The sequence below is a fragment of the Tenacibaculum sp. M1.3A genome (assembly GCF_057732375.1).
In genome coordinates this window covers 336235-363029 of sequence record NZ_JBYJEF010000003.1, presented here as the reverse complement: position 1 = coordinate 363029, position 26795 = coordinate 336235, and the positions used below count along the sequence as shown (strand labels likewise).

General features: G+C 31.1%; 28 protein-coding genes. 6 read left to right on the top strand and 22 right to left on the bottom strand.

Annotated elements, in window-relative coordinates; all coding sequences use genetic code 11:
• Positions 1-61: 61 nt before the first annotated feature.
• Positions 62-418, bottom strand: a complete 357-nt coding sequence (locus AC28QF_RS07065) for a hypothetical protein (RefSeq protein WP_488200984.1) — start codon at positions 416-418, stop codon at positions 62-64.
• A 114-nt stretch (positions 419-532) separates the two neighbouring features.
• On the opposite strand from AC28QF_RS07065, the gene AC28QF_RS07060 reads away from it, so the two are divergent.
• Positions 533-1066 carry a CvpA family protein gene (locus AC28QF_RS07060; RefSeq protein WP_488201235.1) on the top strand — a complete coding sequence of 178 codons (534 nt, stop codon included), beginning with the start codon at positions 533-535 and terminating at the stop codon, positions 1064-1066.
• Between the two features lie 53 nt (positions 1067-1119).
• On the opposite strand, the gene AC28QF_RS07055 is transcribed toward AC28QF_RS07060, so the two are convergent.
• The 13 genes from AC28QF_RS07055 to AC28QF_RS06995 form a co-directional block, all read right to left on the bottom strand.
• Positions 1120-1749 (bottom strand): carbonic anhydrase family protein, encoded by a 630-nt coding sequence (locus tag AC28QF_RS07055; protein ID WP_488200985.1) that lies wholly within the window; start codon positions 1747-1749, stop codon positions 1120-1122.
• Positions 1750-1753: 4 nt separating this feature from the next.
• The gene (locus tag AC28QF_RS07050) at positions 1754-3622 is read right to left on the bottom strand and encodes a SulP family inorganic anion transporter (RefSeq protein ID WP_488200986.1); all 1869 of its coding nucleotides are present in this window, start codon (positions 3620-3622) and stop codon (positions 1754-1756) included.
• Between the two features lie 73 nt (positions 3623-3695).
• The gene (locus AC28QF_RS07045; protein WP_488200987.1) at positions 3696-4463 is read right to left on the bottom strand and encodes a universal stress protein; all 768 of its coding nucleotides are present in this window, start codon (positions 4461-4463) and stop codon (positions 3696-3698) included.
• Between the two features lie 10 nt (positions 4464-4473).
• On the bottom strand, positions 4474-6057 hold the full coding sequence (locus tag AC28QF_RS07040; protein WP_488200988.1) for a SulP family inorganic anion transporter: 1584 nt from the start codon (positions 6055-6057) through the stop codon (positions 4474-4476).
• Positions 6058-6129: 72 nt separating this feature from the next.
• Complete coding sequence (locus tag AC28QF_RS07035) at positions 6130-6426, bottom strand: hypothetical protein (protein WP_488200989.1); 297 nt, start codon at positions 6424-6426, stop codon at positions 6130-6132.
• 66 nt (positions 6427-6492) lie between these two features.
• Positions 6493-7254 (bottom strand): tetratricopeptide repeat protein, encoded by a 762-nt coding sequence (locus tag AC28QF_RS07030; protein WP_488200990.1) that lies wholly within the window; start codon positions 7252-7254, stop codon positions 6493-6495.
• Entirely contained in the window at positions 7254-9014 is a 1761-nt protein-coding gene (locus AC28QF_RS07025) for a BatD family protein (protein ID WP_488200991.1), read from the bottom strand. Before AC28QF_RS07025 ends, AC28QF_RS07030 begins: the two co-directional genes overlap by 1 nt.
• Positions 9015-9063: 49 nt before the next feature.
• Complete coding sequence (locus AC28QF_RS07020; RefSeq protein WP_488200992.1) at positions 9064-9876, bottom strand: tetratricopeptide repeat protein; 813 nt, start codon at positions 9874-9876, stop codon at positions 9064-9066.
• 17 nt (positions 9877-9893) lie between these two features.
• The gene (locus AC28QF_RS07015; RefSeq protein WP_488200993.1) at positions 9894-10934 is read right to left on the bottom strand and encodes a vWA domain-containing protein; all 1041 of its coding nucleotides are present in this window, start codon (positions 10932-10934) and stop codon (positions 9894-9896) included.
• A 3-nt stretch (positions 10935-10937) separates the two neighbouring features.
• A complete protein-coding gene (locus tag AC28QF_RS07010) occupies positions 10938-11942 on the bottom strand; it encodes a vWA domain-containing protein (protein WP_488200994.1) in 1005 nt (334 codons plus the stop codon).
• Positions 11932-13557 (bottom strand): hypothetical protein, encoded by a 1626-nt coding sequence (locus AC28QF_RS07005; protein ID WP_488200995.1) that lies wholly within the window; start codon positions 13555-13557, stop codon positions 11932-11934. Before AC28QF_RS07005 ends, AC28QF_RS07010 begins: the two co-directional genes overlap by 11 nt.
• A gap of 30 nt (positions 13558-13587) precedes the next feature.
• Positions 13588-14451, bottom strand: coding sequence for a DUF58 domain-containing protein (locus tag AC28QF_RS07000; protein WP_488200996.1), 864 nt, complete (start codon positions 14449-14451; stop codon positions 13588-13590).
• A gap of 76 nt (positions 14452-14527) precedes the next feature.
• The gene (locus AC28QF_RS06995; protein WP_483704436.1) at positions 14528-15517 is read right to left on the bottom strand and encodes an AAA family ATPase; all 990 of its coding nucleotides are present in this window, start codon (positions 15515-15517) and stop codon (positions 14528-14530) included.
• Positions 15518-15725: 208 nt separating this feature from the next.
• Here AC28QF_RS06995 and AC28QF_RS06990 point away from each other — a divergent pair, with 208 nt between their 5' ends.
• Positions 15726-18323 carry a TonB-dependent receptor gene (locus AC28QF_RS06990; RefSeq protein ID WP_488200997.1) on the top strand — a complete coding sequence of 866 codons (2598 nt, stop codon included), beginning with the start codon at positions 15726-15728 and terminating at the stop codon, positions 18321-18323.
• 49 nt (positions 18324-18372) lie between these two features.
• Here the strand turns inward: AC28QF_RS06990 and AC28QF_RS06985 are convergent, their stop codons facing one another.
• Complete coding sequence (locus AC28QF_RS06985; RefSeq protein ID WP_488200998.1) at positions 18373-19140, bottom strand: UDP-2,3-diacylglucosamine diphosphatase; 768 nt, start codon at positions 19138-19140, stop codon at positions 18373-18375.
• A 63-nt stretch (positions 19141-19203) separates the two neighbouring features.
• Here AC28QF_RS06985 and AC28QF_RS06980 point away from each other — a divergent pair, with 63 nt between their 5' ends.
• The gene (locus AC28QF_RS06980; protein ID WP_488200999.1) at positions 19204-19656 is read left to right on the top strand and encodes a nucleoside deaminase; all 453 of its coding nucleotides are present in this window, start codon (positions 19204-19206) and stop codon (positions 19654-19656) included.
• A gap of 37 nt (positions 19657-19693) precedes the next feature.
• Here AC28QF_RS06980 and AC28QF_RS06975 read toward each other — a convergent pair whose 3' ends face one another.
• Entirely contained in the window at positions 19694-20194 is a 501-nt protein-coding gene (locus tag AC28QF_RS06975) for a methylated-DNA--[protein]-cysteine S-methyltransferase (protein WP_488201000.1), read from the bottom strand.
• Entirely contained in the window at positions 20187-20951 is a 765-nt protein-coding gene (locus tag AC28QF_RS06970; protein WP_488201001.1) for a TatD family hydrolase, read from the bottom strand. Before AC28QF_RS06970 ends, AC28QF_RS06975 begins: the two co-directional genes overlap by 8 nt.
• Before the next feature lie 110 nt (positions 20952-21061).
• Here AC28QF_RS06970 and AC28QF_RS06965 point away from each other — a divergent pair, with 110 nt between their 5' ends.
• A complete protein-coding gene (locus AC28QF_RS06965) occupies positions 21062-21544 on the top strand; it encodes a retropepsin-like aspartic protease (RefSeq protein ID WP_488201002.1) in 483 nt (160 codons plus the stop codon).
• A 209-nt stretch (positions 21545-21753) separates the two neighbouring features.
• The gene (locus AC28QF_RS06960) at positions 21754-21969 is read left to right on the top strand and encodes a hypothetical protein (RefSeq protein ID WP_488201003.1); all 216 of its coding nucleotides are present in this window, start codon (positions 21754-21756) and stop codon (positions 21967-21969) included.
• 88 nt (positions 21970-22057) lie between these two features.
• Here AC28QF_RS06960 and AC28QF_RS06955 read toward each other — a convergent pair whose 3' ends face one another.
• Complete coding sequence (locus tag AC28QF_RS06955) at positions 22058-23245, bottom strand: pyridoxal phosphate-dependent aminotransferase (RefSeq protein ID WP_488201004.1); 1188 nt, start codon at positions 23243-23245, stop codon at positions 22058-22060.
• 22 nt (positions 23246-23267) lie between these two features.
• Positions 23268-24359, bottom strand: a complete 1092-nt coding sequence (locus AC28QF_RS06950) for a fatty acid desaturase family protein (RefSeq protein WP_488201005.1) — start codon at positions 24357-24359, stop codon at positions 23268-23270.
• A gap of 146 nt (positions 24360-24505) precedes the next feature.
• On the opposite strand from AC28QF_RS06950, the gene rsmG reads away from it, so the two are divergent.
• On the top strand, positions 24506-25135 hold the full coding sequence (rsmG, locus tag AC28QF_RS06945; protein WP_488201006.1) for a 16S rRNA (guanine(527)-N(7))-methyltransferase RsmG: 630 nt from the start codon (positions 24506-24508) through the stop codon (positions 25133-25135).
• On the opposite strand, the gene AC28QF_RS06940 is transcribed toward rsmG, so the two are convergent.
• Genes AC28QF_RS06940 through AC28QF_RS06930 form a run of 3 tightly spaced genes read right to left on the bottom strand, consistent with a single transcriptional unit; the run spans position 25136 to position 26602 of the window.
• On the bottom strand, positions 25136-25738 hold the full coding sequence (locus AC28QF_RS06940; RefSeq protein WP_488201007.1) for an arsenate-mycothiol transferase ArsC: 603 nt from the start codon (positions 25736-25738) through the stop codon (positions 25136-25138).
• Between the two features lie 18 nt (positions 25739-25756).
• Positions 25757-26224, bottom strand: a complete 468-nt coding sequence (locus AC28QF_RS06935; RefSeq protein ID WP_488201008.1) for a DUF6428 family protein — start codon at positions 26222-26224, stop codon at positions 25757-25759.
• 48 nt (positions 26225-26272) lie between these two features.
• Positions 26273-26602 carry an ArsR/SmtB family transcription factor gene (locus AC28QF_RS06930; protein ID WP_218772078.1) on the bottom strand — a complete coding sequence of 110 codons (330 nt, stop codon included), beginning with the start codon at positions 26600-26602 and terminating at the stop codon, positions 26273-26275.
• Positions 26603-26795 lie beyond the last annotated feature (193 nt).

Here is a 26795-nt window from a genome sequence, read left to right as displayed (position 1 = left end):
TTTTTAATTGAGAGAAAGATTACTTCGTTATTCATTCCTCGTAATGACGAGCTTATAAAAACTACTTAAAAAAATCAATCAATTCAAAATAATTGATAATAGCTTCTTTTATTAAAACAGATTGTTCGCCAGGTTTTAAACTTGGTAATTCTGTTAACGTTTTATAATGTGGCCAACCGTCTTCATCAAAGAAATCAAATTCATAGTATCCATAAGGCTCTAAAAGTTTACAAATAGCAATGTGCATTAGATTTACTTTTTCGTCTTTTTTAAACTTACGTTGCCCTTGCCCTAACTCTTGTACGCCAATTAAATAAATAACAGCATCTACATTTAACTGGTCACCGTCGGCAAATTGATCTGATAAATTTTTTATCAGAAAAGCCCATTTTTCCTTTAAGTTAACTTCTTTCTCCATCTGTTTTTTTTGAGTAAGCAAAGATACAAATGAGTTGTGTATATTTGGTGCACAATATGCACACATAATTGTTTTATGAGTGTATTTTACTTAAAAAGTTATTATTTTACATTTATGAATACGTTTGATATTATTATTGCAGCTTTACTTCTTTTTGGTTTTATACGAGGATTGATGAAAGGTTTGTTTGTTGAGGTTGCTTCTTTAGTCGCTCTGGTAGCTGGAGTTTATGGTGCAATACACTTTTCGTATTTTATTGCCGATTGGTTAAAAGACAGCGTTTCTTGGGATGAGAAATATATTTCATTAGCAGCCTTTGCAGCAACATTTATTATTATAATAATAACGGTTTCTATGTTTGGTAAAGTATTAACTAAAATAGCTGATTTTGCTTCATTAGGAATTATTAATAAAATTTTAGGTGGTGTTTTTGGCGCTTTAAAAATCGGATTAATTTTAAGTGTTGTTTTTATTTTCTTCGGAAAAATGAATGATACGATTCCGTTTGTAAACAAGGAAAATTTAGAAGAGTCTATATTATATACTCCCGTTAAAAAGATAGCACCAACAATTTTCCCGTCAATAATTAAAGATGATGGAGAAGTAACAATTCCAGAGATTGAAGAAACTTTAGAAGTTGAGATATAAAAAAATCCGAAGTTATTAACTTCGGATTTTTTAGTTTTATAAAATAGATAGTATTACAACATGGTAACTTTACCTGTGTGTAAAGAGTATACACCACCAACGATGGTAATTTCTCCGTTATCTTCCATTTCTTGTAAAATTTTACTCTTTTCGCGGATACGCTCAATAGTTAATTTTACATTGTTCTCAACAGTTTTAGCAACAAACGCACTGTTAGTTGAGTTTGCTTCTCCGTCAACTTGTTCTGCAGCTAATTTAGCAGCAGGAGCAATATTATCTAACATTGCAGTAATATTACCAAGCTCTACACCGTCGCAAGCAGCTTTAACAGCACCACAACTTTCATGACCTAAAACAAATACCAATTTACTTCCTGCAACTGCACAAGAGTATTCCATTGAACCTAAAATATCAACATTTTCGAAGTTTCCTGCCACACGAGCAACAAAAACATCACCAATTGTTTGGTCGAAAACTAATTCTACTGGCACACGTGAATCTATACAAGACAAAATTACTGCTTTTGGGAATTGTCCATCTATAGTTTGTTTTACCAATTCTGTTACGTTCGTTGCAGTTAAGTTATTTGCAACATAACGCTCATTTCCTTCAAGTAAGTTTTGTAAAACTCCTTTAGGTGTTAATGCACTTTGTACATTTTTGGTTATCGCGGTATTTCTCATTTTTTTATTTTTTAAATTCGTCTTTTACGTTTTGTTTTATCCATAGAACACAAGTGTTAAAGTTCTTAAAGATGTGTTCTTTCGGAATAAAATCTGGAATGATACCTATTCGTTCCATCATATATCTTGGTTGTTTTAATAGATTTACAAACAAGACTTCAATATTTTTTTTCTTTAAATCCTGCAGCATATCTTCCATCGCATATAAACCAGATTGATCCATATATTGCATTCTACCTAAACGCATAATTACTGTAGATGCCGTTTCTGGTATTTGCTGAGAAAGTGCCTGAAAATCGCTTGTAGACCCAAAAAATAAAGGTCCTTTTATATGCTTTATAAAAATTTCTTGTTTTAATTCTTGAGGAAAACTAACTTCATCGGGCCAAGCTTCTTCGTCTAGTGATTTTACATCAGAACGATCGGCAGTTAAATCTCCAATTTTTTTCATAAACATTAAAGAAGCAATTACTAAACCAATACCTACGGCGTATACTAAATTCCAAAAAGTAGATAGCAGCATAACTACCAACATAATAATAACTTCAGAACTTATTTTGAAAGGCCCAATTTTAGTGTCGCGTGGTAAGTTAGGTATTGCTTTTAAACCTTTATAATCCATAACACCAATACCAACAGTAATTAAAATACCTGCTAATACTGCTGCAGGTATTTTAGATGCAATAGGTCCTAGTCCTAATAAAATAACTAATAACATAAGTCCAGCTACCATACCAGATAATTTGGTTTTACCACCAGAGTTAATGTTTACCACAGTACGAATTGTTGCTCCTGCACCAGGAATACCTCCAAAAATAGCCCCAATACTGTTTCCAATACCTTGACCAATTAATTCCTTATTTGGTTTATGCTTCGTTTTTGTCATATTATCAGCAACTACCGACGTTAATAAAGAGTCAATTGCTCCTAATAACGATAAGGTTAATGCAGTAAAAATATAAGGAGTAATACTAGAAAAACTAAAGTTGGTGAAAATATCCATATTCGGCATAGGAAACCCTCCTGGAATTTCTTGAATTGCACGATAAGGCAATGAGAAACCAATGGCAATACCTGTCATAACCACTAAAGCAACTAATGTGCTAGGCACTGCGGTAGTAATACGTTTAAATCCGTAGATAATAAATATAGTTCCTAATGCTAATATTAATTCAAGCCAACTAATATTTTTTAAAGCTCTTGGCAGTACTTTAAAAGTTCCTAAAACACCAGAAGATTCTTTACCTGCTAATGTTTCGCTCTCTTTTAAAATGTCTGCTTGTGTTATTTTTTTAGCCCTAGAAACTGTTTCTTCGAAGTTTTCTAACACTAATATTTTTTCTCCAGCTTCATCTTTTAAAATGTTTTCTAAAATTAATTCTTCGGCAAGTGGTTTAAATTGTTCTACAAATTGACTGTCTTCTTTTGCATAATAACCTACAGCAGGTAAAATTTGTGTAACTAATATAATCACACCAATAGCAGTCATAAATCCTGACACCACAGGGTAGGGAATATACCGTATATATTTACCTAAACCTAAAACCCCCAAGGCAACCTGAAATAAACCGGCCAATAAGAATATGGTTAAAATAGCGGGTAATGCTTTTGATACATCACCTTCATTTGCAGCTATAATACCTGCAATAACTACCATACTTACAGCAGTCATAGGAGCTGTTGGGCCAGATATTTGTGTATCTGTACCGCCAAAAAGCGCAGCAAAGAATGAAATAAATATGGCACCATATAAACCTGCACTAGGCCCTAAACCAGAACTAACACCAAAAGCTAATGCTAATGGAAGCGCTACAATTCCGGCTGTGATACCACCAAATAAATCTCCTTTAAAATTTGAGAATAATTTCTTCATTCGTTTTTATTGATTAAAAATGCACTAGACAAGATAATGAATCTATTTTACATTTTTTCAATAGATTTTTATTTTAATTTGTAAATAATAATGAACAATCTGTGTTGTTTACAAAACGGCCAAAATTGATATCTTTTTGATTTCTATTCACTAACAATAAATCAATATTGTTTTTGCTTACGTAATCACCAATATTTTTAAGTTCAGAATCTTCTTTGTCAAAAACAAATTCAACCATTTTTTTACCAGTTATCATTTTGTTTAAAACTGATTTTTTATTTGATGTCTGAAAAGATTTTAAAGGCTTTTTAGTATGTGATATTAGCTTTTTAGTAAATCTATCTGCACTTTGATTTACGTTATTAAGCAAACCTAAAGAAAGTTCAGAACTTGTTTCTAATATGTTTTTGTTATCAGTAACAATTACGGTTCCTTTGTGTTTTTTTAAAAGAAAATTAAGCGTGTTATCTCCTAAAAAAGATAATAGATTAGATTTTCTTTTTCCTAAAATAACAATATCAGGTCTAGTTTCTGTAAGATGATTACTAATTTCATCTTTTAAGTTTCCAAAAGATATTTTGTGCTTAATGTTAACTTCCTTGTCTTTAGAAAGTTCTTTTTTTATTCTTTTGATTTTGTTATCAGCTTTAATAAAATTTTCATTAATAGTTCTCATGGCTGAAAGTTGACTTTCTTTTTCAACAAGATCAGTAGGTTTTTTTACGCAAAGAATATCTATTTCACCTTCTACTATTTTTGCTATATTCATACTAGTTTTTAGTATGGTTTCAGAAGATTTACCTATATCTGATAAAATTAAAATTTTATATTGATTTTCCATTCAGATATTTTTAAGCAACCTTTTTAGGTCTAAGGTTAAAGAACTCTATGTAACTAGGTGGGTTTTCTACAATACCTCTTTCAGAAACTAAACGAATATCAATATTTCGCTCTTTTGCTTTAAATGCAAAATCTTCTAATATTTCAATAATATCGTTATCTAGATATCTGGTTTTTCTAACATCTAATTCTAAATGAGTTTCTCTTGGTAAACTATCTAATTCTTTTAAAATAGCCCCTTTATTAAAGAATGTTACTTCTTCTGCAAGTGTCATTTTAATACTATGTTTACCATTACTTTTATCTTCAATGTGTAAAAAGTGAGAGTTTTGGAAACTTTTAATTAAGATTACGACAATACCAACAGCTAAACCTAAACCAATACCTATTAATAAATCTGCGAAAACAATACCAATAACTGTTACAAAAAATGGAATCCATTGTTTCCAGCCCAATTGAACCATTTCTTTAAATACGGATGGTTTTGCCAATTTATAACCAACAATTAGTAAGATTGCGGCCAATACAGATAAAGGAATTTTATTTAACAAAGTCGGGATTAGTATTACAGAAATCAATAATAAAAATCCATGTATTATAGCAGATAATTTCGTTCTTCCACCAGATTGAATATTTGCAGAACTTCTTACAATAACTTGTGTAATTGGTAAACCACCAATTAAACCAGAAATAACATTTCCTGTTCCTTGTGCTAATAACTCTCTATTTGTTGGGGTTACATTTTTATGTGGATCTAACTTGTCTGTAGCTTCGACACATAAAAGTGTTTCTAAACTTGCAACCAAAGCAATTGTAAATGCCGTTACCCAAACTTGTGGATTTGTAATAGCACCAAAATTAGGAAAACTAAACTGACCTAAAAATGAATCGAAACTATCAGGTACAGGAACGCTTACTAAATGCTCTGAATTGACACCGTATTTAGAATTTTCTCCAGTTACATAAAAATACACAATACCAGCAACAACTGCTACTAATGGTCCTTGAATGATGTTGAAAATCTTCCCTTTTTTAGAAAGAATATTACTCCAAAGTAATAAAATTCCCAAACCAATAAAACCAATAATAGTAGGTCCTAAAGTAATATTATCTGTAATATTTAAAATCGCTGAAAATGTGTTTTCCCCTGAAGCTTCTATAAAACTGTCTGCACCTTCTGCTTCTGCATCATATCCAAAGAAATGTGGAATTTGCTTTAAAATAATAATAATTCCAATTCCTGTTAACATTCCTTTAATTACTGAAGATGGAAAGTAATAACCAATAATTCCTGCTTTTAAAAGGCCAAAAACGATTTGAATTATTCCCCCTAAAACTACGGCAACTAAAAAATTTTCATAACCACCTAAAGTTCCTATTGCTGTTAATACAATTGCAGCTAAACCAGCTGCGGGACCACTTACGCCAATTTTAGAACCACTTAATCCTCCAACTATAATACCACCAATAATACCTGCAATTAAGCCAGAAAAAAGAGGTGCACCACTTGCTAATGCAATACCTAAACATAAAGGTAGCGCTACGAAAAATACGACTACACTTGCTGGTAAGTCATTTTTAATATATTTAAACATATATAAATAATTTGTCTCTAAGTTTTAAGCTTAGAGTTTTGTTTTTAATGATTTTTTTGTTTTACTTAGAAATTATAAAACAAACTTTGGTGGAGGTGTAGTGATTCTTAAATACTGAGATATGTAATTTTTTGAGTAAAAAATTACATGTTTTCTTTTTTGGAGTTTTCTAAAAAACACATTTAAATTAGAGTTCGAGTATACTTTTAACTCTTTAGAAGTTTCTTTAGCATTATTTTCTTCCTCTTCCTCGTTTATATCAAGAAAGATGGTAATGTCTTGGTTTTTATCAATTAAAGTTATAATTGTAGGTGCAGCAATCATACTCATAAATAAAATAGAGAAAAAAAGTGCGATTTTTAACTTCAATTAAAAGGTTTTATTATTAAAGAGGCAAATCTAAGAAAGTTTTTTTATAATTTTGTTAAATTATAATTAAAAAGAGCTCAACAGTTTTAGGTCTTTTTTAATAACCCATCCTGTTTTTCCATCTACTAGTTTAATTTTGTTCCATTCATCAACGGTATCTAGTATTTTTACTTTAGTGCCTTCATGTAATATAAATATTTCATCAGCATCTTTTATAGGTTCATTTTTAACATTAACTTCTTCTGAAAAAACAATTGCCACTACTGTTTTTGTTGAGTTATCGTATTGTGAGTAGGTGATAATAAAAACAGTAATCAATAATATAAAAGATAAAATACTAGTTGTAAAATAGAACCTTTTCTTGTTAGGTAGATATGAAAAGTAATAAAGTATATATAATAAAGAAGCTAATAATGAAGATAAAATTAACACTATAGCCCAAGTATTAAAAGTGATTTTTTGTAAGAAATTTTCATTTATTCTTTGAAAAATAGATTTAGGTAACTCTTCAATTCTGTCTAGAGTTAATTTATTAGCTATAAACAAATTGTTCTTAGCGTCTATGTTCGAGGGGTTTAGGGTAATTGCTTTTTCGTAATTGTAAATAGAGGGAGCTACTTTATTTAATTTGTAATAGGCATTACCTAAATTATAATACAATTCAGATGATACCTTTTTAGAAGCTTCTATTTTTTCATATAATTTAATAGCTTCCTGGTATTTTCCGTCTTTATATAGCGTATTTGCAGTTACAAACAATTCATTAGCGTTTTGTGCTAATACAATGGTTGATATAAACAACGATATTAATACAATAACCTGTCTCATTATAATTGTCTGTCTAATTGTGTTATTACTTCTTTTGCCTTTTCGTATTCTTGCTCCATTTGTAGGTTTGTAATTGGCGTATACCTAGCAAAATCACAATCGTTTAGAACCTCTATAAAACTATTTATAGTTGTATCATCTACTTTTTTATCTTGTAGTAAGAAGGTGATTTTTTCACTGCTAATATCTGAGGTTTCTATGCCTAATTTAGCTTTTAAATAATTATGTAATGCTCTTTCTAAAGCTTCATAAAATGCTTCTTTATTTCCTAATTCTTTTTGTGCTTCTGATAAATACTTTTTAGCCAATCTATCTGCTTTTCGTTTTTTATTTCCAACAACATCACCATCTCGTTCTTCTTTTTTCTGATTGATAAAAATAGCAACAGGAATCGAAATTATTGGTAAGAATAATAATATGTAAAATAAGATAGAATTAAAAAAGGTGGTTTTTTTTATAGGCTCAAAACTTGTAGTAGTTTGTATGTACTTAAAATCATCTCCAGTAATTTTTACATCTTGCTTTATAACAATGTCAGACTGGTTTTTTGGTAATGGTTTACCCTCTAATACATCAACATATAAATCATCTGTAACTATGGTTTTATACGTTTTTTCCTTCGGATCAAAATAAGAAAAGCTCGTTTTCGGTATCTTGTATTTTCCTTTAAATTCAGGTACAACTGTGTATGTATCACTAACAGATCCGATTATTCCACTAGAAGTAACGCTAATCTTTTCTTTTCTTTCTGGCTGATAAATTTCAAGTTCTTCAGGTGTTTCTACTTTAGGAAGCTCAAATAGTTTTAAGTTCCCTTTTCCGTTAACTTCTACTTTTATTAACGAAGATTCGTTTGCTTTTAAAGAGCCTTTGTTTAGAGAAACATCAAAAGAAAAATCACCAACTGCGCCGGTAAAATCCTCAGGTTTATTGGTAAGAGGTAAGGCTTTCGCGCGAACTACTTTCTTAGCAGATGAAAACTCTCTTCTAACTTGTTTTGTAATTACATTTCCAAAAAAATCTGCACGGCCTGTAGGTAAGGCAACAATAATATCCATTTTCATAGGGTCTATTGTTAGTTTTCCGTTTTTGGTTGGTATTAATAAAGCTTTATGAAGTACAGCGTATCGATAACGTTCACCATTATACATTCCTGTTTTTACAGGTGTTCCGTTTCTTTTTATTTCTTGATTCCAAAAGCCATTATATTGTGGGGCTTCTGTAATTGCATTGTCATAAATACCTACATTATCACTAAAATAAAGGCGATATTCAACATAAACACTTTCACCAACATAAGGTTGCGACTTAGAAAGTTCTGCAACTAAATGAATGTTTTGTTGTGCTATATAATTTGGGTCGTTAGGGTTTTTAGGAACATCAACAGCACTTAAAACAATAACTTTTACGGTGTTCGATTTTATAGTTTTCCCACCAATTTCTATAGATGCTGGTGGAATATTAAATTCACCTTTTTGTTTTGGCTGAATAATATAGGTGTATGATTTAGAGAAGGTAACTTTTCCGTTTATCCAAGATTGACTAACAGATTGACTTGGCCCTCCAACTATTTTGAAGTTTTTAAAGTTAGGCGCTTTAAAATTATCCGCTCCTTGTTTATTGGTCGAAAACTCAACACGTAAACGTTGGTTAACACCTAGTTTGTTTTTACTAACAGTTGCTTTTAATGCAGACTCTTGCGCATTAATAGTTAAGGTTATAAAAAGGAGTAATAATGATGTATATATTTTCAACTTCATATTCATTTTAAAAAAACATTAAAAAGAGTTAAGTGCAAAAAAGATAAGATTACCAATCTTTTTCTTGCTTTACCTTTTTTCCTTTCGATTTTTTAACATTCATTTTCTTTTGCGTCTTCTTCTCCTCGTTATTCAAACTTTCTAACAATTGCTTCATTTGCTCAGGAGACATTTGTGCTTGTTTAGGCTGCGGTTTTTGATCTTTCTTTTCAAGCTTTTTTTGATCTTGTTTGTCTTTATTCTCCTGATCTTTTTTATCGTCCTTCTTATCCTTATCGTCGCCTTTTTTATCTTTATTCTGATCCTTCTTGTCTTTGTCGTCGCCTTTTTTATCTTTATTCTGATCCTTCTTGTCTTTGTCGTCTTTTTTATCCTTGTCCTTATCTTTTTTGTCTTGTTCCTGTTGCTTTTTTAAATCTTTTTGAGCAACGGCCAAGTTATAACGAGTTTCATCGTCATTCGGATTTCTTCTTAAGGCATTTTTATAAGCATCTACAGCTTGCTGATATTGTTTTTGCTCCATTTGTGCATTTCCAATATTATGATATGCTTCTGCTTTATCAAACTTATCTTTCGATGTTTTTGCTGTTACTTCAAATTGCGCAACTGCTTCTTTATATTTTTTTTCTTGATACAACGTATTTCCGAAATTGTAGCTCGCCTTATCATAGGTGCTGTTTTTTCCTAGAGCTTTTCGATATGAAATTGCGGCATCACTAAATTTTTGTTTGTTATATAACTTATTACCTTCACGCAATAAACTTCTGGCTTCACGCTGCAGTTTTAAGGTGTCTAGCTGTGCTGATACATTTATAGTAATCAACATTAAAAATAATAATAGTATGTTTTGTAGTTGTTTCATTTCTTATAAAATAAGTTCTATGAACCTTCTTCGTTAAATAAATCTGCTTCTTTAACCCATTTAGTTTTCTTCTCGAAAAAGAACAAATCAATAATTAAAAATAGCAATCCGATTGCTAAAAACCACTGAAATTGATCTTTGTAATCAGAAAATTGTTTTGTTTCAAACTCACTTTTCTGAGCGTTTGCAATAATGTTTTCAATAATATCAACAGGGTTATCTGTTCTATTACCGTCAATATATTTTCCTTCGGATGCTTCCGCGATATCTTGTAAAACAGTTGTTGTTCTTTTGGTAATTACGGTTTCTCCTTTTCTATCTTTTTTATAACCAATAAGTGCGCCATTTAATTTTATAGGTATAGGGCCTCCTTTTTCGGTACCAACACCAATGGTGTATACTTTTACGCCTTCGTTAGAAATATTTTGAGCAACTTGCTTTGTTTCCTCTTGATGATCTTCACCATCAGAAATGATAATTAAAAAACGATTGGTTTGCTCGTCATTATTATAATAGGTTTTAGCTAAGTTTAAAGCTTCGTTTATGGCTGTTCCTTGGCTCGAAACCATATCTGGATTCGCATTTTGCAAAAACATTTTAGCCGCAGCATGATCGGTTGTAATTGGTAATAACGGATACGCATTACCTGCATAAATTATAATTCCGACTCTGTCGCTTCCTAATTTATCAATAATTTTAGAAATAATTTGTTTTGATTTCTCTAATCTATTTGGCGCAATATCTTCAGCCAACATACTTTTAGAAACATCTAATGCAAAAACAACATCAACACCTTCTCTTTTTACTGTTTTTAACTTGGTTCCCATTTTAGGGTTTACCAATGAAATAATTAAAAATGAGAGTCCGATTAATAAGAAAATCAACTTTACAACCGATTTAAATGTAGATGAATTCGGAGCAATTTTTGCTAATAACTTTGCGCTTGCAAATTTTTTCTGAGTGCGTTTTTTCCACCATAAAACCAACAAGAAAATAACAATTATTACTGGAATAATTGCAAACAGATAAAAATATATTGGTTCTTCTATACGATACATTGTTTATATAAAGCTTTTAAATAAAGTGTTTTTTAATGTGAATTCTAGTAATAAAAAGATACCAGCTAAAAATACTAGTAATCTGTATTTTTCAGTATAATTATAGTATTTAAATTCTTCTATTTTTGTTTTTTCAAGCTTGTCAATTTCATCATAAATAGCTTTTAGTTTAGTGTTGTCTGTAGCTCTAAAATATTTACCGTCCGTTTCTTTAGCTATATGTTTTAATAAATCTTCATCTATTTCAACTTGTTGTTTTCTAAAAGAAATTTTACCTGTTCTAGGATCTTTCGCCCAAGGAAAATCCGCCATTCCATTAGTACCAATACCGATAGTATATACCTTAATATCGTTTCCTTTTGCTAGTTCGGTTGCTGTTTTTGGATCTACAAAACCTGTATTGTTTACACCATCTGTTAAAAGAATAATAACTTTACTTTTCGCTTTGCTTTTCTTTAATCTATTTACTGCAGATCCTAATCCCATACCAATAGCAGTTCCGCCTTCTAATTGCCCCCATTTAATTTCAGAAATGGTTCTTTTAATGATAGATTTGTCGCTTGTAATTGGTGTTTGAGTAAAACTCTCACCAGCATAAACTACAATACCGATTCGGTCATTTGGTCTGCGATTTACAAAATCAACTGCCACTTTTTTAAGTGCTTCTAGTCGATTTGGCTTTAAATCTTTAGCTAGCATACTTGCCGATACATCAATTGCCATAACAATATCAATACCTTTATTTGTTTTTGTTTTTTTACTTACCGCTACGTTTCTTGGCCTTGCTAAAGCAATAATCAAACATGTTAAAGCAGCTAATCGTAATAGGTACAATAAAGGCTTTAATTTAGATAAAATAGAGCCTTGTACTTTAAAACCTTTAACGCTAGATATTGTTAATTGTGCACTATCTTTTTTTCTAGAATAGTAATTCCAGAAAGCTAATAGCGGAATTAATATCAGCAACCATAAAAATTCGGGATTATGAAATTCAAAATTATTCCACATTTTTTTCACTTATTTTAATTGATTTAGAAACTCTATTTGAAATTTTATCACCATAAGAATCTCCTTCTTTGTGAGCAATAATTAACAGGTACATATTGTTATTGTTAACAAAAGTAAAAGCTTCATATATTTTGTTAATAGAGTTTTCAGTGAAAGTTCCCGTAATTTTAGAGCCATGTATACTTTCATAGTCGTAAGATTGTACATCATATAAAACATTTGAAATGTTTGGCTGCTGTTGCATTTGAGCTATTGCACTATTTATTGCTCCATTTAAATCTGCTTTAATTTCTGGTATGTATTCGGTAGACATTACAATAATTTGTAAGCTGTTTACAATACTTGTATAGCCTAATATTTCTATAGAATTTACATATTTTTCAACTTCTTCTGGTAATTCTGGCGTTTTTTCTTTTGTTAACTCAACCGGAGTTTGAATAGAAAAAATAGAATTACTACCAACCGAATATGTTTTCCAATCTTTGTTGTAAAGCATTTTTGTGGTTGAAGTGTCTAAAATTTTTGAAACAGAATTAAAAGTTTTTCTCCCAACTGTAATTCCATAATAACCAAAAATTATAAAAGCAACGATAAAAGAAGAGATAAAAACATATTTTTTTGATAAGCTTTTTTTAGTTTTGTTCAGGTTACTCCTAGAACTGTCTTTCTTTGGTTGCGGCGATTGATCTTTTTCTACGGTTATTAAATTAGTTCTATATTCAACTATTTTTGGTTGAATTTTAGAAATAATTTGTTCGGCAGTTTTTCTATCAAACTCTATGTCATTGGCTAAAGGTTTATTTTTAGCGAATTTTACCAAGTCTGCATTTTTTAATAATTTATTAAGGCCAATTATGGTCTCATTATCGATATTTAAGTTTTTAGCATCATTTTGTAAATAGACTAAATCAATAATTTCATTGGTTGTTATCTCTTGAGTTGAAATTTCAATATCCCTTTCTATATAACCTCTTACAATTTCGGTTAACTCACTATAGTATTTCTTAATTTTATTGTTTTGCCACAATAGTTTTTTATCTAACTCTTGCAGTTTTTCAATCGCCTCTTCATAAGGAGGTAATAACGGAACAATAATTTCTTCTTCTGCTTCTTTTTTCTTTTTGATAACAAAGAAATAAAGTAGTAACCCTATTACAATAAGAATAGCAAGTGCCCACCAGAAATAATTTTTAAAATCATCAAATTGATACGCTTCTCCTTTTATTCCTTTTATAGGAAATTTTTTAATTTTAGTGGTGTCAATAGCTACCGTTGCTACATTAATTAATAAACTATCTGTTAAATAAGGTTGGTTTTTAATGAAAACCTGTTGCTGCGGAATGTAAAAAGCACCACTATCAAAACCTGTTAAAATATATTTTTGAATCAGTTTATTTTTAACAGTATCTATTTTTAAAGTATCAATTACCTCTAATCCTTTTAAATTATTTAATTTAGGGAGGATAACGTTTTCAGTTTCATCTACCGAAATTTTGTATTGAAATTGCTCTCCAATTCTAATATTGGTGGTGTCAATTTCAACCTTTATTTTGTTAGATTGTGAAAATCCAACGCCATAAATAAGTAAGAATATGTAGAGTAATTTAGTCTTCATTTTTATCTTGTCGATTAAAATAGGTAGTTTTTATTTTCGTTTAAAATAACCTAATAATTTTGTTACATAACTTTCATCTACGCGCGTATTTATAGTTCCTGAACCACTTTTCTTAAAAGTAGTTTCGAAATAATCAGTCAATCTTAAAGCATTTGCTTTGTATTGATTTCTTACAGATGACGAACTTGTGTTTACTAGATGGGTATTTCCTGTTTCAGCATCAACCATTGGAACCATTCCTAAATTAGGAATCTCCTCATCATGTTTGTCATACACTCTAATACCAGTAACATCGTGTTTGTTACCAACTAGTTTTAGTGTGCGCTCGTAATTATCATCCATAAAATCAGAAAGTATAAAAACAATGGCTTTTTTCTTCATTATATTTGATAAGAATTTTAAAGCCTCACTAATATCTGTTTGCTTGCTTTTAGGTTTAAATTCGATTAATTCTCGAATAATACGCAATACATGACTTTTACCCTTTTTAGGAGGGATATAAAGTTCTACTTGATCAGAAAACAAGATCAATCCGACTTTATCATTATTTTGTGTGGCTGAAAAAGCTAGTGTTGCAGCAATCTCGGTAACGGTATCTTTTTTAAATTGATTAGAAGTACCAAAAGATTCTGAGCCAGAAATATCTACCACTAACATCATGGTAAGTTCACGTTCTTCTTCAAAAACTTTTATATAAGGTTCGTTATAACGCGCAGTTACATTCCAATCAATCGCTCTAATATCATCTCCGTATTGATATTGGCGTACTTCAGAAAAAGTCATACCACGACCTTTAAAGGTTGAGTGGTATTCTCCTCCAAAAATATGATTAGACAAACGACGTGTCTTAATTTCTATTTTACGAACTTTTTTTAGTAATTCTTTTGTATCCATTTCTTTTCAATTGTCAGTTAACAGGTTTCATAATCAACAATATTTTTAATGCTGATTGTTGTTTCTTGATAATTGATTATGGTACTTGTACTTCGTTAATTATTGAGTTTATAATATCTAAAGAAGTAATGTTCTCAGCTTCTGCTTCGTAAGTAATTCCAATTCTGTGACGTAAAACATCGTTTACAATTGCACGAACATCTTCTGGTATTACATAACCTCTACGTTTAATAAAAGCATAACATTTTGCTGCTTTTGCTAAGTTGATACTCCCACGAGGAGATGCTCCAAAACTAATTAAAGGTTTTAATTTTTCTAAATTATAACGTTCAGGATAACGAGTAGCAAATACGATGTCTAGAATATATTTTTCTATTTTCTCGTCCATATATACTTCGTTAACAACTTCACGAGCTTTTATAATCTGATCTACAGAAATAACCGGATTTACTTTTTCGAATTTTCCGCTTAGATTCGCACGCATAATCATTTGTTCATCTTCTAACTTCGGATAATCAATCACTGTTTTTAACATAAAACGGTCAACCTGAGCCTCAGGAAGTGGATACGTTCCTTCTTGTTCAACAGGGTTTTGAGTTGCCATTACTAAAAAAGGTTCTTGTAACTTAAAAGTTTCATCACCAATAGTAATCTGACGTTCTTGCATTGCTTCTAATAAAGCAGATTGAACTTTAGCAGGCGCACGGTTAATTTCATCGGCTAATACAAAATTAGCGAAGATTGGACCTTTTTTAATCATGAAATCGTTTTCTTTCATGTTGTAAATCATGGTTCCAACAATATCTGCAGGTAATAAATCTGGCGTAAACTGAACACGACTAAAACTAGCTTGTACCGCTTTAGATAATGTGTTAATAGCAAGAGTTTTTGCTAAACCAGGTACACCTTCTAGTAAAATGTGTCCGTTACCAAGAAGTCCTATAAGTAATCGTTCAATCATGTATTTCTGACCAACGATAACTTTACTCATTTCATTTGTTAATAAATCAACAAAAGCACTTTCTCTTTCTATCTTTTCATTAATAGCTCTTACATCTACATCCATAGTAATTAAAGTATATTATAATTTTGTGAAACAAAACTACAATAATAAGAAAATAAGAGCTGTTAAAGTTAGGTTAAAGCAAAAAGGGAAGTTATTTAAAATAATGTTAATTTATTTGATAAGTGTTTTTAGTTTTTAAATTGCTGTAATTGTGGTTTTTAGAAAATAATTAGTATTATTGTTACAACTAACTTATAAAATTTAAACTATGAATTTAAAATTAAAATTATTTGTTGCGAGTTTTTTTATAGGAATTATGGCTATAAATGCTCAGCAAGTTAAAGGTAAAGTTATTGATATAAGTGGCTCTCCACTCCCCTTTGTAAATGTTTTAGAGAAAAATACTGTTAAAGGAATGAGCACGAATGAACAAGGTGAGTTTGTGTTAAATGTAAATAAAACACCAGTTACTTTAGTGTTTTCTTCAGTAGGATTTTCTACATTAGAAAAAACAGTATACAAAGGAGAATATCTTACAATAACTCTAAAAGAGGATAGTGTTTTAGATGAAATAATATTAACAGGTAACAGATCAAAACCTAGAACTATTTTAGATTCAGCTGTACCTATTGATAATGTAAGTGTTAGAGAGTTGCAGGCTACAGGTCAAACGAGTATTGATCAAATGTTAACGTATGCAATACCATCTTATAATGCAAGTAGTCAGACAGTTTCTGATGGGACAGCTCATTTTGACCCAGCAGATTTAAGAGGTTTAGGGCCAAGTAGAACCTTAGTTTTGGTTAACGGGAAACGTAAAAATCAAAGTGCTTTAGTATATGTAAATGACACTCCAGGGAAGGGAGAAGTTGGGGTGGATATGAAAAGTATACCTACAGCTGCAATAGAAAGAGTTGAGGTTTTACGTGACGGAGCATCTGCACAATATGGTTCTGATGCGATTGCAGGTGTTATCAATATTATTTTAAAGAAAGATATTGATTTTACTCAAGTAAATATTAGCGCTGGGGTAACAAAAGAAGGAGATGGTTTTAATGCAGGAGCTGATGTAAACCATACTTTTACATTTGGTGATGGTGGTTTTGTAAACTCAACACTTGGTTTTAGTTATCAAGAAAAAACAAACAGAGCAGGTGAACCAGGTAAAGATGATTTATTTGGAGTAGATAACCAATGGACTAGAGATAATCCAGCTTTAGGAATGACTATAGGACAACCAGAAATGAAAAAAGGAGATTTATTCGTAAATGCAGAATATCCTTTAAGTGAAAATACAAAGTTATATGCTTTTGGAGGGTTTAATATCAGGCAAGGTACAAGTTTTGCTCTTTATAGACCACCATATTGGATTACGGATGATTTTGGATTATTAACTCCTCCTGGAGAAACATATAACGGTTTTCAGCCAACTTTCGAAACTGATATTAAAGATGTATTATTCACTGCAGGAAGTAAGTTTAAGTTAGGTGGATTTAATGCTGATTTAAGTGCTGGTTATGGTAGAAATTCTGTTGGTTATACGATAGGAAATACAATAAACCCAAGCTTAGGCGCAAATAGCCCTACTTCTTTTGATGCAGGAGCATATGCATTTAGCAATATTATAGGTAATTTTGATGTAAGCCGTTCATTTGGAGAGGTAAGTGTAGGTTTTGGTTTAGAAGGACGTCAAGAACAATTTGATGTAACTGCTGGACAAGTGGAATCTTATATCAACGGAGGAGCTCAATCTTTTCCAGGGCTACAGCCAGGTAATGCTTTAAGTGAAACAAGAACAAACATTGGAGGATATGCTACTTTAGATTGGGATATTTCTGAAAAGTTCTTAATTGCAGGTGCTGCTCGTCATGAAAATTATTCTGACTTTGGGGGCAATACTTCTTGGAAAGTAAGCTCAAGATATAAATTAGGAGAGGCAGGTGTGTTGCGTGCTTCATATGGTACAGGGTTTAGAGCACCTTCATTACATCAAGTGTATTTAAGTAATGTGCAAACATTGGTTTCTGGAAGTACAATTTCTAATCAAGGAACATTTAACAATGTAAGTCCAGTAATTAAAGACTTAGGAGTTGCTTCATTATTTGCTGAAACATCTAAAAGTTTCTCTGCCGGTTTAACAGTAAAAGCATCTAGAGATTTTACAATTTCGTTAGATTATTATAATATTATAGTTGAAGATAGAGTTGTGTTTTCTGGTGAAATTGGAGGAACAGATGATAATGGAAACCCGAATGCAGCAGTACAACAAATACTAGATGACAATAGTGTAACAAGTATTAAGTTTTTTATTAATGCAGCAGACACTAAAACTCAAGGTTTTGATTATTCTATGCGTTATAAAAATATTGATTTTGCTTCAGGGAAATTGGGAGTTAATTTAGCGGTAAACATAAATAGTACAAAATTAGAAGGGGAGGTAAAAACACCGACTAAATTATCAGGATACAAAAATGCTATTTTTAACAGAAAAGAGCAATCAAGAATTATTAGTGCTAGACCAAGCACAAAGTTTTTATTCGGAGCAGATTATAAAATTAATAAGTTTACTGCGAATTTAAATAACACGTATTTTGGAGAAGTAACATGGCAACATGCTGTTGACCCTGGAAAAGATCAAACATTTGGAGGAAAAATTGTAACTGATTTATCTTTCGGGTATGAGTTCTCAGATATGATTTCTTTCACAGCACAAGTAAATAATTTATTTGATGTTTATCCAGATGAGATAGATACCAAAGGAGATGTTGTTACTGATTTAGGTGGGCGTTTTAGATATCCATGGGAAGTGAATCAATTTGGATTTAGCGGAACAATTTTTAAAGCTGGATTAACTTTTAAATTCTAAAAGAAAATTATTTTTTAACTAAAAAGACACCTTTTAAAGGTGTCTTTTTTTATGAGTTATATTCTTTTAAAGAGAGTTTTTTATTTTCAAAAACACCATAGGTAAAATATTGTACCCAATCACCAGTGTTTATGTATGTACTGTTTTCTTTTAGTTTAATTTCTAAAGGAAGATGACGGTGACCGAAAATAAAATAATCATAATGTTTCGTTTTTAATTTGCGTTTGCAATATTGAACTAACCATTCTTTATCTTCTCCTAAAAACTTAAAATCATCATCGCCAGAAATCATTTTGTTTTTAACCGACATGTATTGTCCTAATCGAACTCCTAAATCTGGATGTAACCAACGAAATAACCATTTAAAAGGTTTAAAAGTAAATACTTTTTTCATGCGCTTGTAGCCCTTGTCTTCAGGTCCCAAACCATCGCCATGCCCAATTAAGAGTGTTTTTTTGTTTATAGAAAACTCTTGTGGACTATGAAATACAGGGATGTTTAATTCCTTTTCAAAATAATCTGCCATCCATAAATCGTGATTTCCTACGAAGAAATAAATCGGAATTCCGCTATCTTTAATTTCTGCTAACTTCCCTAAAACACGTACAAATCCTTTTGGGACTACGGTTTTATATTCAAACCAAAAATCAAATAAATCACCTAACAAAAAAATAGCTTCAGCATCTTCTTTAACCTCATTTAACCAACGAACAAATTTTTGCTCTCTAGGAAAACTAGCTTCGGCAGTTGGTGCGCCTAAATGTTGATCAGAAGCGAAATAAACTTTTTTATTTTTGGTGGTGTTGATAGAAATCAAAATTGTAATTTTTGGTAAAAATAACTAATTTGAGCTACTTTTGTAGAAAACACTAGTAATACCATGGAAATAAATCCGTTTGACGATACTTATTTTATGAAAAAAGCGTTGCAAGAAGCTGAAACTGCTTTTGATAAAGGAGAAGTTCCTGTAGGTGCCGTGGTGGTTTTTAAAGATCAAATAATAGCAAGAGCTCATAACTTAACAGAAATGTTAAATGATGTAACTGCGCATGCCGAAATGCAAGCTTTTACTGCAGCTGCGGATTTTTTAGGAGGTAAATATTTAAAAGATTGTGTACTATACGTTACGTTAGAACCTTGCCAGATGTGCGCAGGCGCAAGTTATTGGACACAAATAGGTAAGATAGTATACGGTGCTAGTGAGCCAAAATTAGGTTTTAGTGTATTGCAAACAAAACTACATCCGAAAACGAAAGTAGTAACAGGTGTTCTAGAAGATGAGTGTAGTTTGTTGTTAAAGAAATTCTTTGTTGAAAAGCGTAACTTGAATTAACAGATAACTTCACTACGTTCGTAATGACAATTGTAATTTAAAACAAGGATTGTTGTTTGCAACCGCTTTCATGTTCTAATAACCATTTTTTACGCCATATTCCGCCAGCATATCCTGTTAAAGAGCCATCTGAGCCAATAACTCGGTGACAGGGAATGATAATCCAAATTGGATTTTTGCCGTTGGCAGACGCTACGGCTCTAATAGCTTTTGGGTCACCAATTTGTTTGGTTTGCTTTAAATAAGTAGTGCTTTTATTAAAAGGAATATTTAATAATTCATTCCAAACCTTTTGTTGAAACTCTGTGCCTTGCGGATTCAATTTTAGATTAAAATTAGTTCTTGTTCCTGCAAAATATTCTTCTAATTGTGTTACGCAATTTTGCAAACAAGTTGGAGTGTTTTTAGTTTCTGTCATTTCGAGCAGAGTCGATAATTCATTATCTAAAACAGAAATACTTTGAATTCCGTTTTCGTTCCCCACAATTTTTGCGGTTCCTATAGGTGTTTTATAATATGTTGTTTGTAAATCAGACACCAAAAATATCTTTTGAATTCTGAGTGGTAATTTCAGCAATTTCATTGAAAGTTAACCCGTAAATATCAACCAACTTGTCAACTATATTTGTAATGTATGAAGTTTCGTTACGTTTTCCTCGGTAGGGAGTTGGCGCTAAATACGGTGAGTCGGTTTCTAAAACGATATGTTTAATGTCAATTTCATTTAAAAATTTATCTATTTTTCCGTTTTTAAAAGTTGCAACTCCGCCAATTCCTAATTTCATGTTGTATGAAATGGCTTTTTTAGCTTGCTCTAAATTTCCTGTAAAACAGTGAAAAATACCGAATAAATCAGCACCTTTTTCACTTTCTAACACTTCAAAAATTTCATCAAAGGCATCACGGCAATGAATTACAATAGGTGATTTTTTTTCTTTTGCCCATTGAATTTGAGTCCTGAAAACTTCTTGCTGTTGGGTTAAAAATGTTTTATCCCAAAATAAATCGATTCCGATTTCGCCAATGGCATAAAAATTACGTTTATCAATCCATTCTCTTACATGTGCCAGTTCCTCTTTATAATTTTCTTTAACAGAAGTAGGATGTAGGCCCATCATTAAAAACACTTCTTTCGGGTAGTTTTTTTCTAAATCGAGCATTCGCGCTGTATAAGAACTATCTATGGCAGGAATAAAAAAGCGAGAAACACCAGCTTCTTTTGCACGCTGCATCATTTCGTTTCTGTCTTCGTCGAACTGTTCTGAATATAAATGAGTGTGAGTATCGGTAATCATTTTTGTTTTTATTTGCTATTGCGATTGAAACGAAGCAATCTGAATATTGAGATTACTTCACTTTGTTCGTAATGACGTATGTTTGTATATATGTTACAAAAGTACAAGAAATGGCAAGTCTGAAAAAAATATTAAAGAAAAAGAAATACATTAAAATAAAACTTAAAAAAATAGTCACCAATCATTTAGAACTCAAGGCTGAAATAAATGGTGTTAAGGGGAAGTTTATTTTAGATACTGGCGCATCAAATTCGTGTGTTGGACTAGATTTAATTGAGCGTTTTAAGTTAATATCCGAAGATAGTGAAGTGAAAGCTGCTGGAGCAGGAGCAACTGATATGGAAACAAGAAAATCGGAAAATAACTCGTTGAAAATCGGAAAATGGAAAACGAATCAATGTAATTTGGTTTTGTTTGATTTAACACATGTAAACACAGCCTTAACATTACATAAAGCTAAAAAGGTAGACGGAATTATTGGTGCAGATATTTTAGAAAGTGGAAAAGCCTTTATTGATTATGATGATAAAGTATTGTACTTAAAAAAGTTAAAGAAATCGAAAGAAGAGGCGTTATTTAAGATTCCGTTTTAGAATTAAATTAGTTAAAAAGTGTTAAAATTTAAAAACGTAATTTGAATATTTAAATTGCGTTTATTGGTTTATGTAAACCATCATTATTGATTTTTTTGTTCAGAAATGTGGTTTTTTAAGTGTTGTTTTTATAAGTTAGATGAAACTGTAGCTGTAACATTTTATCCTGACTTCCGTCGAATTAGTGTAGTCAATTAAAATCAACAACCATGAAATCAATAGCAAGTAATTTAGTCGTAGAAAGAGGAATTTTAACATCAGTTTATAAACAAGAAATAAGAGCTAATATAAATTCGATGAAGATAGAATCTTTATTTAGAATTAAAAATAAATTAAGAACTAGTAACACTAACTTGTATAGTGAAACGGCTACTATTTTAAAGGTTGCTATGTTTGTAGTAGCTTTAGTTGTAATTGTTTTTTAAAAGTAAAAATCTCACAACGTGATGTTATGAGATTTTTAAAATTTATAGCATACTATAAAGAAATTAGGTCACTTTGTTCGTAATGATGTTACGATAATACTTCTTTAATTCTCTTTACAGCTTCGCGTAATTGTAATTCAGAAGCAGCATACGATAAACGAACACAGTTTGGTGCGCCAAAAGCTTCACCAGTAACGGTTGCAACATTTGCTTCTTCTAATAATAACATAGAAAAATCGTTTGCATTTTTAATTTCGGTTTCTTTGATAGTTTTTCCGAAGAAAGCAGAAATATCTGGAAAAACATAAAAAGCACCTTCAGGTACGTTTAGTTTAAATCCGTCTATTTCTCCTAATAAACCTAAAATCATATCTCTACGAGTTTTAAATTCATCAACCATATATTGTACTTTAACAGGCTCTGCTAAAACAGCTGTAATTGCAGCACGTTGCGCGATACAGTTTGTTCCTGATGTAATTTGACCTTGCATTTTAGTACACGCCTTAGCAATCCACTCAGGAGCGCCAATAAAACCAATTCTCCATCCTGTCATAGCAAATGCTTTTGCCAAACCGTTCACGGTAATAGTACGATCGAACATGTTTTCGATAGCTGCAAAACTAAATGGTTTTGTTCCGTAATTAATATGTTCGTAAATTTCGTCAGATAAAATATATATCTGCGGATATTTCTCTAAGACTAGGGCTAAAGCACGGTATTCTGCCTCACTATAAATAGTTCCACTTGGATTATTTGGTGAGTTAAAGAAAATCATTTTTGTTTTAGGAGTAATCGCTGCTTCTAATTGTGCCGGAGTAATTTTAAAATCACTATCGATAGAAGAAGGAATTTCAACAAATTTAGCTTCACATAAAGTTGCAATTGCTGAATAACTTACCCAATACGGAGCAGGTAATAAAACCTCGTCACCCGGGTTTAATAAAACCTGTGCAATATTTGCAATAGATTGTTTTGCACCTGTTGATACTACAATTTGGTTTGGGTTATATGTTAAATCATTGTCTCGCTTAAATTTTACACAGATAGCTTCCTTTAGCTCTACATATCCATCAACTGGCGTATACGAGTTGTAATTTTGATTGATAGCTTCAATAGCTGCATCTTTAATAAAATCAGGAGTGTTAAAATCAGGTTCTCCTAAACTTAAACTAATAATATCTCTACCAGCTGCTTTTAATTCTCTTGCTTTAGCAGCCATTGCTAAAGTTTGTGATATTGGTAAGCTGTTAATTCTGTTTGATAATGCGTTTGACATTGTGTTGTTAGTTGTGTGTTGTTTATGCTAGTTGAGGTTCTTTACCTAAATAACTTAATTGTTTAAAGTGCTCGGCAAGCGCTTTTGTCATTGTTTTATATTCGTTGTAAGGTAAGTTAAACTCTTGCGCTGTTTCTTTTACAATTTTAGCTAATTTGTTATAATGAACATGCGAAATATGTGGAAAAATATGATGTTCTACCTGATGATTTAATCCGCCAGTATAAAAGTTAACTAACCAGTTTTTAGGTGCAAAATTAGAGGTTGTATATAGTTGGTGAACTGCCCAAGTATGTTCTAAATTTCCTTCTTTATCAGGTAAAGGCATTTTTGTATTTGGTACAACGTGTGCTAATTGAAAAACAACACTTAAAATCATACCAGCTGTATAATGCATAATAAAAAAACCAAGTAAAACTTTCCACCAAGCAATATTTACCACCACTAAAGGCAATACAATCCATAGAGAATAATACACTACTTTAGAGATCACTAACTTTGTCCATTCTACTTTAGGGTTCGGGAATTTACCGTACGATAATTTACGTTTTAAATAGCTACTCATTTGTTTAAAATCGGTAGTTATAGCCCAGTTAATAGTTAATAATCCATATAAAAATATAGAATAAAATTTTTGAAACTTATGTATTGGTAACCATTTTGAGTGTTTAGAAAAACGGATAATTCTTCCTGCATCAATATCTTCATCATGCCCTTTAACGTTGGTAAACGTATGGTGTAATACATTGTGTTGTACTTTCCAGTTATACACATTTCCTGCTAAAATGTAAATACTACTTCCCATTAATTTATTCAACCATTTTTTGCTCGAAAATGATTCGTGATTAGCATCGTGCATTACATTCATACCAACACCAGCCATACCAATACCGGTAATTGTTATAAGTAATAGCATTACCCATTGTGGCATTGTTACAGTTAAAATTAAAATAAAAGGGATTAAAAAGGTTGCAAACATGATAATTGCTTTAGAATATAACTTCCAATTACCTGTACGCTTAATGTTATTTTCTTTAAAATACGAGTTAACACGCTTATTTAGAGTTCTAAAAAACTTAGCGTTATCTATTCTCGAGAAGTTTACTGTCTTCATTTATTGTATATTAGGGATCGCAAAAATAAACGTTTTTACCCGATGGTTATTGCTTAGTGGCAAATTTTTAACAATAAACATATCTTTTGATAGATAATTAACTATTACGAATTAGTTTTTTACTTTTGCAACGAAAAAAATAATCAATGGAACTTATAAAAAAATACTTTACCGATTTAACTGAAACACAGTTAGAACAGTTCTCTAAACTACAAGAATTGTACGAGGATTGGAACTTAAAAATTAACGTGGTTTCGCGTAAAGATATTGATGAATTGTACTTACGACACGTATTACATTCATTAGGAATAGCAAAGGTTATGCAGTTTAAGCCAGGTTCTAAAGTGATGGATGTTGGTACAGGTGGAGGTTTCCCCGGTATTCCGTTGGCAATTTTATTTCCTGAAACGCAGTTTCATTTAGTAGATTCTATTGGTAAGAAAATAAAAGTAGTAAACGAAGTAGCTGAAGGTTTAGGTTTGCAAAACGTTAAAACTACAAATGGTCGTGTTGAGGAAGTAAAAGACACGTATGATTTTATTGTAAGTAGAGCAGTAGCGCAAATGGAAACTTTTGTTGGATGGACGAAAGGAAAAATTTCTAAAAAACAAAACCACGATTTAAAAAACGGTATTCTGTATTTAAAAGGTGGTGATTTAACTGAAGAGTTAGAGAAATATACATCTGCAACTACTTATGATTTACCAGATTTCTTTGAAGAAGAGTTCTTTGAAACTAAAAAAGTTGTCCATTTAGGAATGAAATTTAAAGCATAATTACTTTATAGCAGAAAAAACATAATACATTTCTGCAGCAATTTGTAGACTACGCTCTAAATATTTTTCTTTTTCTTGCGGAGTATTATCATATATTTTAGGGTCTTCAAAAGTAATTGGGACCCTTTTTTCTGCTCCAGAAATAAACGGACAACCATCATCTGCTTGTGAACATGTCATGATTGCACAAAACGCTGAAACTGGATTAAAGTCATTATCATATTTTTTAGAAAAACCGATTATAGCAGGCAAGTTATCACTGTATTTAATAGCATAAACAGGGTTTGTGTTTGCTGATAAAGATTCTATTTTAAATCCGTTATCTCTTAATGTTGCAACAATTGTACTATTTAGGTTTGTAGCTTCGGTACCGCCCGAATAACTATTTACAAAAGAAACCGTATAATAATGCGCCATAGTTTGCGCCCAAACTTGCGCTAAATGACTTCGCCTTGAGTTATGAGTACATATAAAATTAAGATTTATAGGCTCTTTCTTAGTCGCTTTTTCTTGAATGTATTGTAGTAAAGGATTCAATATTTCTTTTCTTTCTTCGGAAACAAAAGGTAAATCCAATATTGTTTTATTTATCGATGGATACATTTTTATCAATTTATAAAATTAACAACAACCTGATTCTGATGAGCAAGCGTTTTGTTCTTGAATTTCTGATAATTTCATTTTAGGCTTTTCTTGAGGAATACCACAATTATCTTTTGCCAAGCAATCTGTTTTTGTTGCTGTTAATACGAAGTTTGTTCCGTTAAAATCTAATCCGTATTTACCAATTGTAGCTCCTTGATATTCTACTTCAATATCTAAATCAGCAATATTTAATACTTTTTCAGACAGCTCAATAATATGTGTTAATTTTTCTGGATGCAATCTGTGGTCATAATCATCTGCTTCCCATAACTGAAAGTTTGCTACTTCTTCGTTTCTTACAGTTCCGCCACAATCGATAAAATTTTTAGTTACACGCCCAACTTCTGTTACGTGAAAATGGTTTGGAACTAAATCGCCATTTGGTAATTGAAAAGCAATTGTTTTTAAGGATGCTAAATGTTTTTTAATTTCTGATAATTTCATGTCTTTTTATTTTAATTGTAATATTACGATGGATTAATGTAAATTTTTTTAACAGCAATTATTCGATTCGCTATCGAGGTTTAAAAAGTTGTTTAATAAAGATTTTATGGTTGTCCAATTCTCTTGATCAATACAATAACAAACACTGGTTCCTTCAATATTACCTTTTATCAACTTTAAATTTTTCAACTCTTTTAAATGCTGAGAAATGGTAGGTTGCGCCAAACCGATTTCATTTACTAAATCGCCACAAACACACGAATTAATTTTAAATAAGTGTTGTAAAATAGCAATACGAGCAGGATGGCCTAGCACTTTAGCTATTTTAGCAAGATCGTTTTGCTGTGGTGTAAATTTTTCTGATTTGGTAACTCCCATTGCTTAATTATTATATTGCAATATTACGATTAATAATTGATTTAAAACAAAATGCTCCGATAATATTTTGTTATCGGAGCATTTTGTTACTTTATAAACAGCAATTATAAGTATACAATTACTGCTAAATATTTAGTTAATCTTGTCAATTCGAGCAGAGTTTAGAATGTATCGAGACTAAGAATAGTTCTCG

Excerpts from the sequence above, each read along its gene's own strand:
- AC28QF_RS07065 (WP_488200984.1), bottom strand. The coding sequence starts at position 418 with ATGGAGAAAGAAGTTAACTTAAAGGAAAAATGGGCTTTTCTGATAAAA.
- AC28QF_RS07060 (WP_488201235.1), top strand. The coding sequence starts at position 533 with ATGAATACGTTTGATATTATTATTGCAGCTTTACTTCTTTTTGGTTTT.
- AC28QF_RS07055 (WP_488200985.1), bottom strand. The coding sequence starts at position 1,749 with ATGAGAAATACCGCGATAACCAAAAATGTACAAAGTGCATTAACACCT.
- AC28QF_RS07050 (WP_488200986.1), bottom strand. The coding sequence starts at position 3,622 with ATGAAGAAATTATTCTCAAATTTTAAAGGAGATTTATTTGGTGGTATC.
- AC28QF_RS07045 (WP_488200987.1), bottom strand. The coding sequence starts at position 4,463 with ATGGAAAATCAATATAAAATTTTAATTTTATCAGATATAGGTAAATCT.
- AC28QF_RS07040 (WP_488200988.1), bottom strand. The coding sequence starts at position 6,057 with ATGTTTAAATATATTAAAAATGACTTACCAGCAAGTGTAGTCGTATTT.
- AC28QF_RS07030 (WP_488200990.1), bottom strand. The coding sequence starts at position 7,254 with ATGAGACAGGTTATTGTATTAATATCGTTGTTTATATCAACCATTGTA.
- AC28QF_RS07025 (WP_488200991.1), bottom strand. The coding sequence starts at position 9,014 with ATGAAGTTGAAAATATATACATCATTATTACTCCTTTTTATAACCTTA.
- AC28QF_RS07020 (WP_488200992.1), bottom strand. The coding sequence starts at position 9,876 with ATGAAACAACTACAAAACATACTATTATTATTTTTAATGTTGATTACT.
- AC28QF_RS07015 (WP_488200993.1), bottom strand. The coding sequence starts at position 10,934 with ATGTATCGTATAGAAGAACCAATATATTTTTATCTGTTTGCAATTATT.
- AC28QF_RS07010 (WP_488200994.1), bottom strand. The coding sequence starts at position 11,942 with ATGTGGAATAATTTTGAATTTCATAATCCCGAATTTTTATGGTTGCTG.
- AC28QF_RS07005 (WP_488200995.1), bottom strand. The coding sequence starts at position 13,557 with ATGAAGACTAAATTACTCTACATATTCTTACTTATTTATGGCGTTGGA.
- AC28QF_RS07000 (WP_488200996.1), bottom strand. The coding sequence starts at position 14,451 with ATGGATACAAAAGAATTACTAAAAAAAGTTCGTAAAATAGAAATTAAG.
- AC28QF_RS06995 (WP_483704436.1), bottom strand. The coding sequence starts at position 15,517 with ATGGATGTAGATGTAAGAGCTATTAATGAAAAGATAGAAAGAGAAAGT.
- AC28QF_RS06990 (WP_488200997.1), top strand. The coding sequence starts at position 15,726 with ATGAATTTAAAATTAAAATTATTTGTTGCGAGTTTTTTTATAGGAATT.
- AC28QF_RS06980 (WP_488200999.1), top strand. The coding sequence starts at position 19,204 with ATGGAAATAAATCCGTTTGACGATACTTATTTTATGAAAAAAGCGTTG.
- AC28QF_RS06970 (WP_488201001.1), bottom strand. The coding sequence starts at position 20,951 with ATGATTACCGATACTCACACTCATTTATATTCAGAACAGTTCGACGAA.
- AC28QF_RS06965 (WP_488201002.1), top strand. The coding sequence starts at position 21,062 with ATGGCAAGTCTGAAAAAAATATTAAAGAAAAAGAAATACATTAAAATA.
- AC28QF_RS06960 (WP_488201003.1), top strand. The coding sequence starts at position 21,754 with ATGAAATCAATAGCAAGTAATTTAGTCGTAGAAAGAGGAATTTTAACA.
- AC28QF_RS06955 (WP_488201004.1), bottom strand. The coding sequence starts at position 23,245 with ATGTCAAACGCATTATCAAACAGAATTAACAGCTTACCAATATCACAA.
- AC28QF_RS06950 (WP_488201005.1), bottom strand. The coding sequence starts at position 24,359 with ATGAAGACAGTAAACTTCTCGAGAATAGATAACGCTAAGTTTTTTAGA.
- rsmG (WP_488201006.1), top strand. The coding sequence starts at position 24,506 with ATGGAACTTATAAAAAAATACTTTACCGATTTAACTGAAACACAGTTA.
- AC28QF_RS06940 (WP_488201007.1), bottom strand. The coding sequence starts at position 25,738 with ATGTATCCATCGATAAATAAAACAATATTGGATTTACCTTTTGTTTCC.
- AC28QF_RS06935 (WP_488201008.1), bottom strand. The coding sequence starts at position 26,224 with ATGAAATTATCAGAAATTAAAAAACATTTAGCATCCTTAAAAACAATT.
- AC28QF_RS06930 (WP_218772078.1), bottom strand. The coding sequence starts at position 26,602 with ATGGGAGTTACCAAATCAGAAAAATTTACACCACAGCAAAACGATCTT.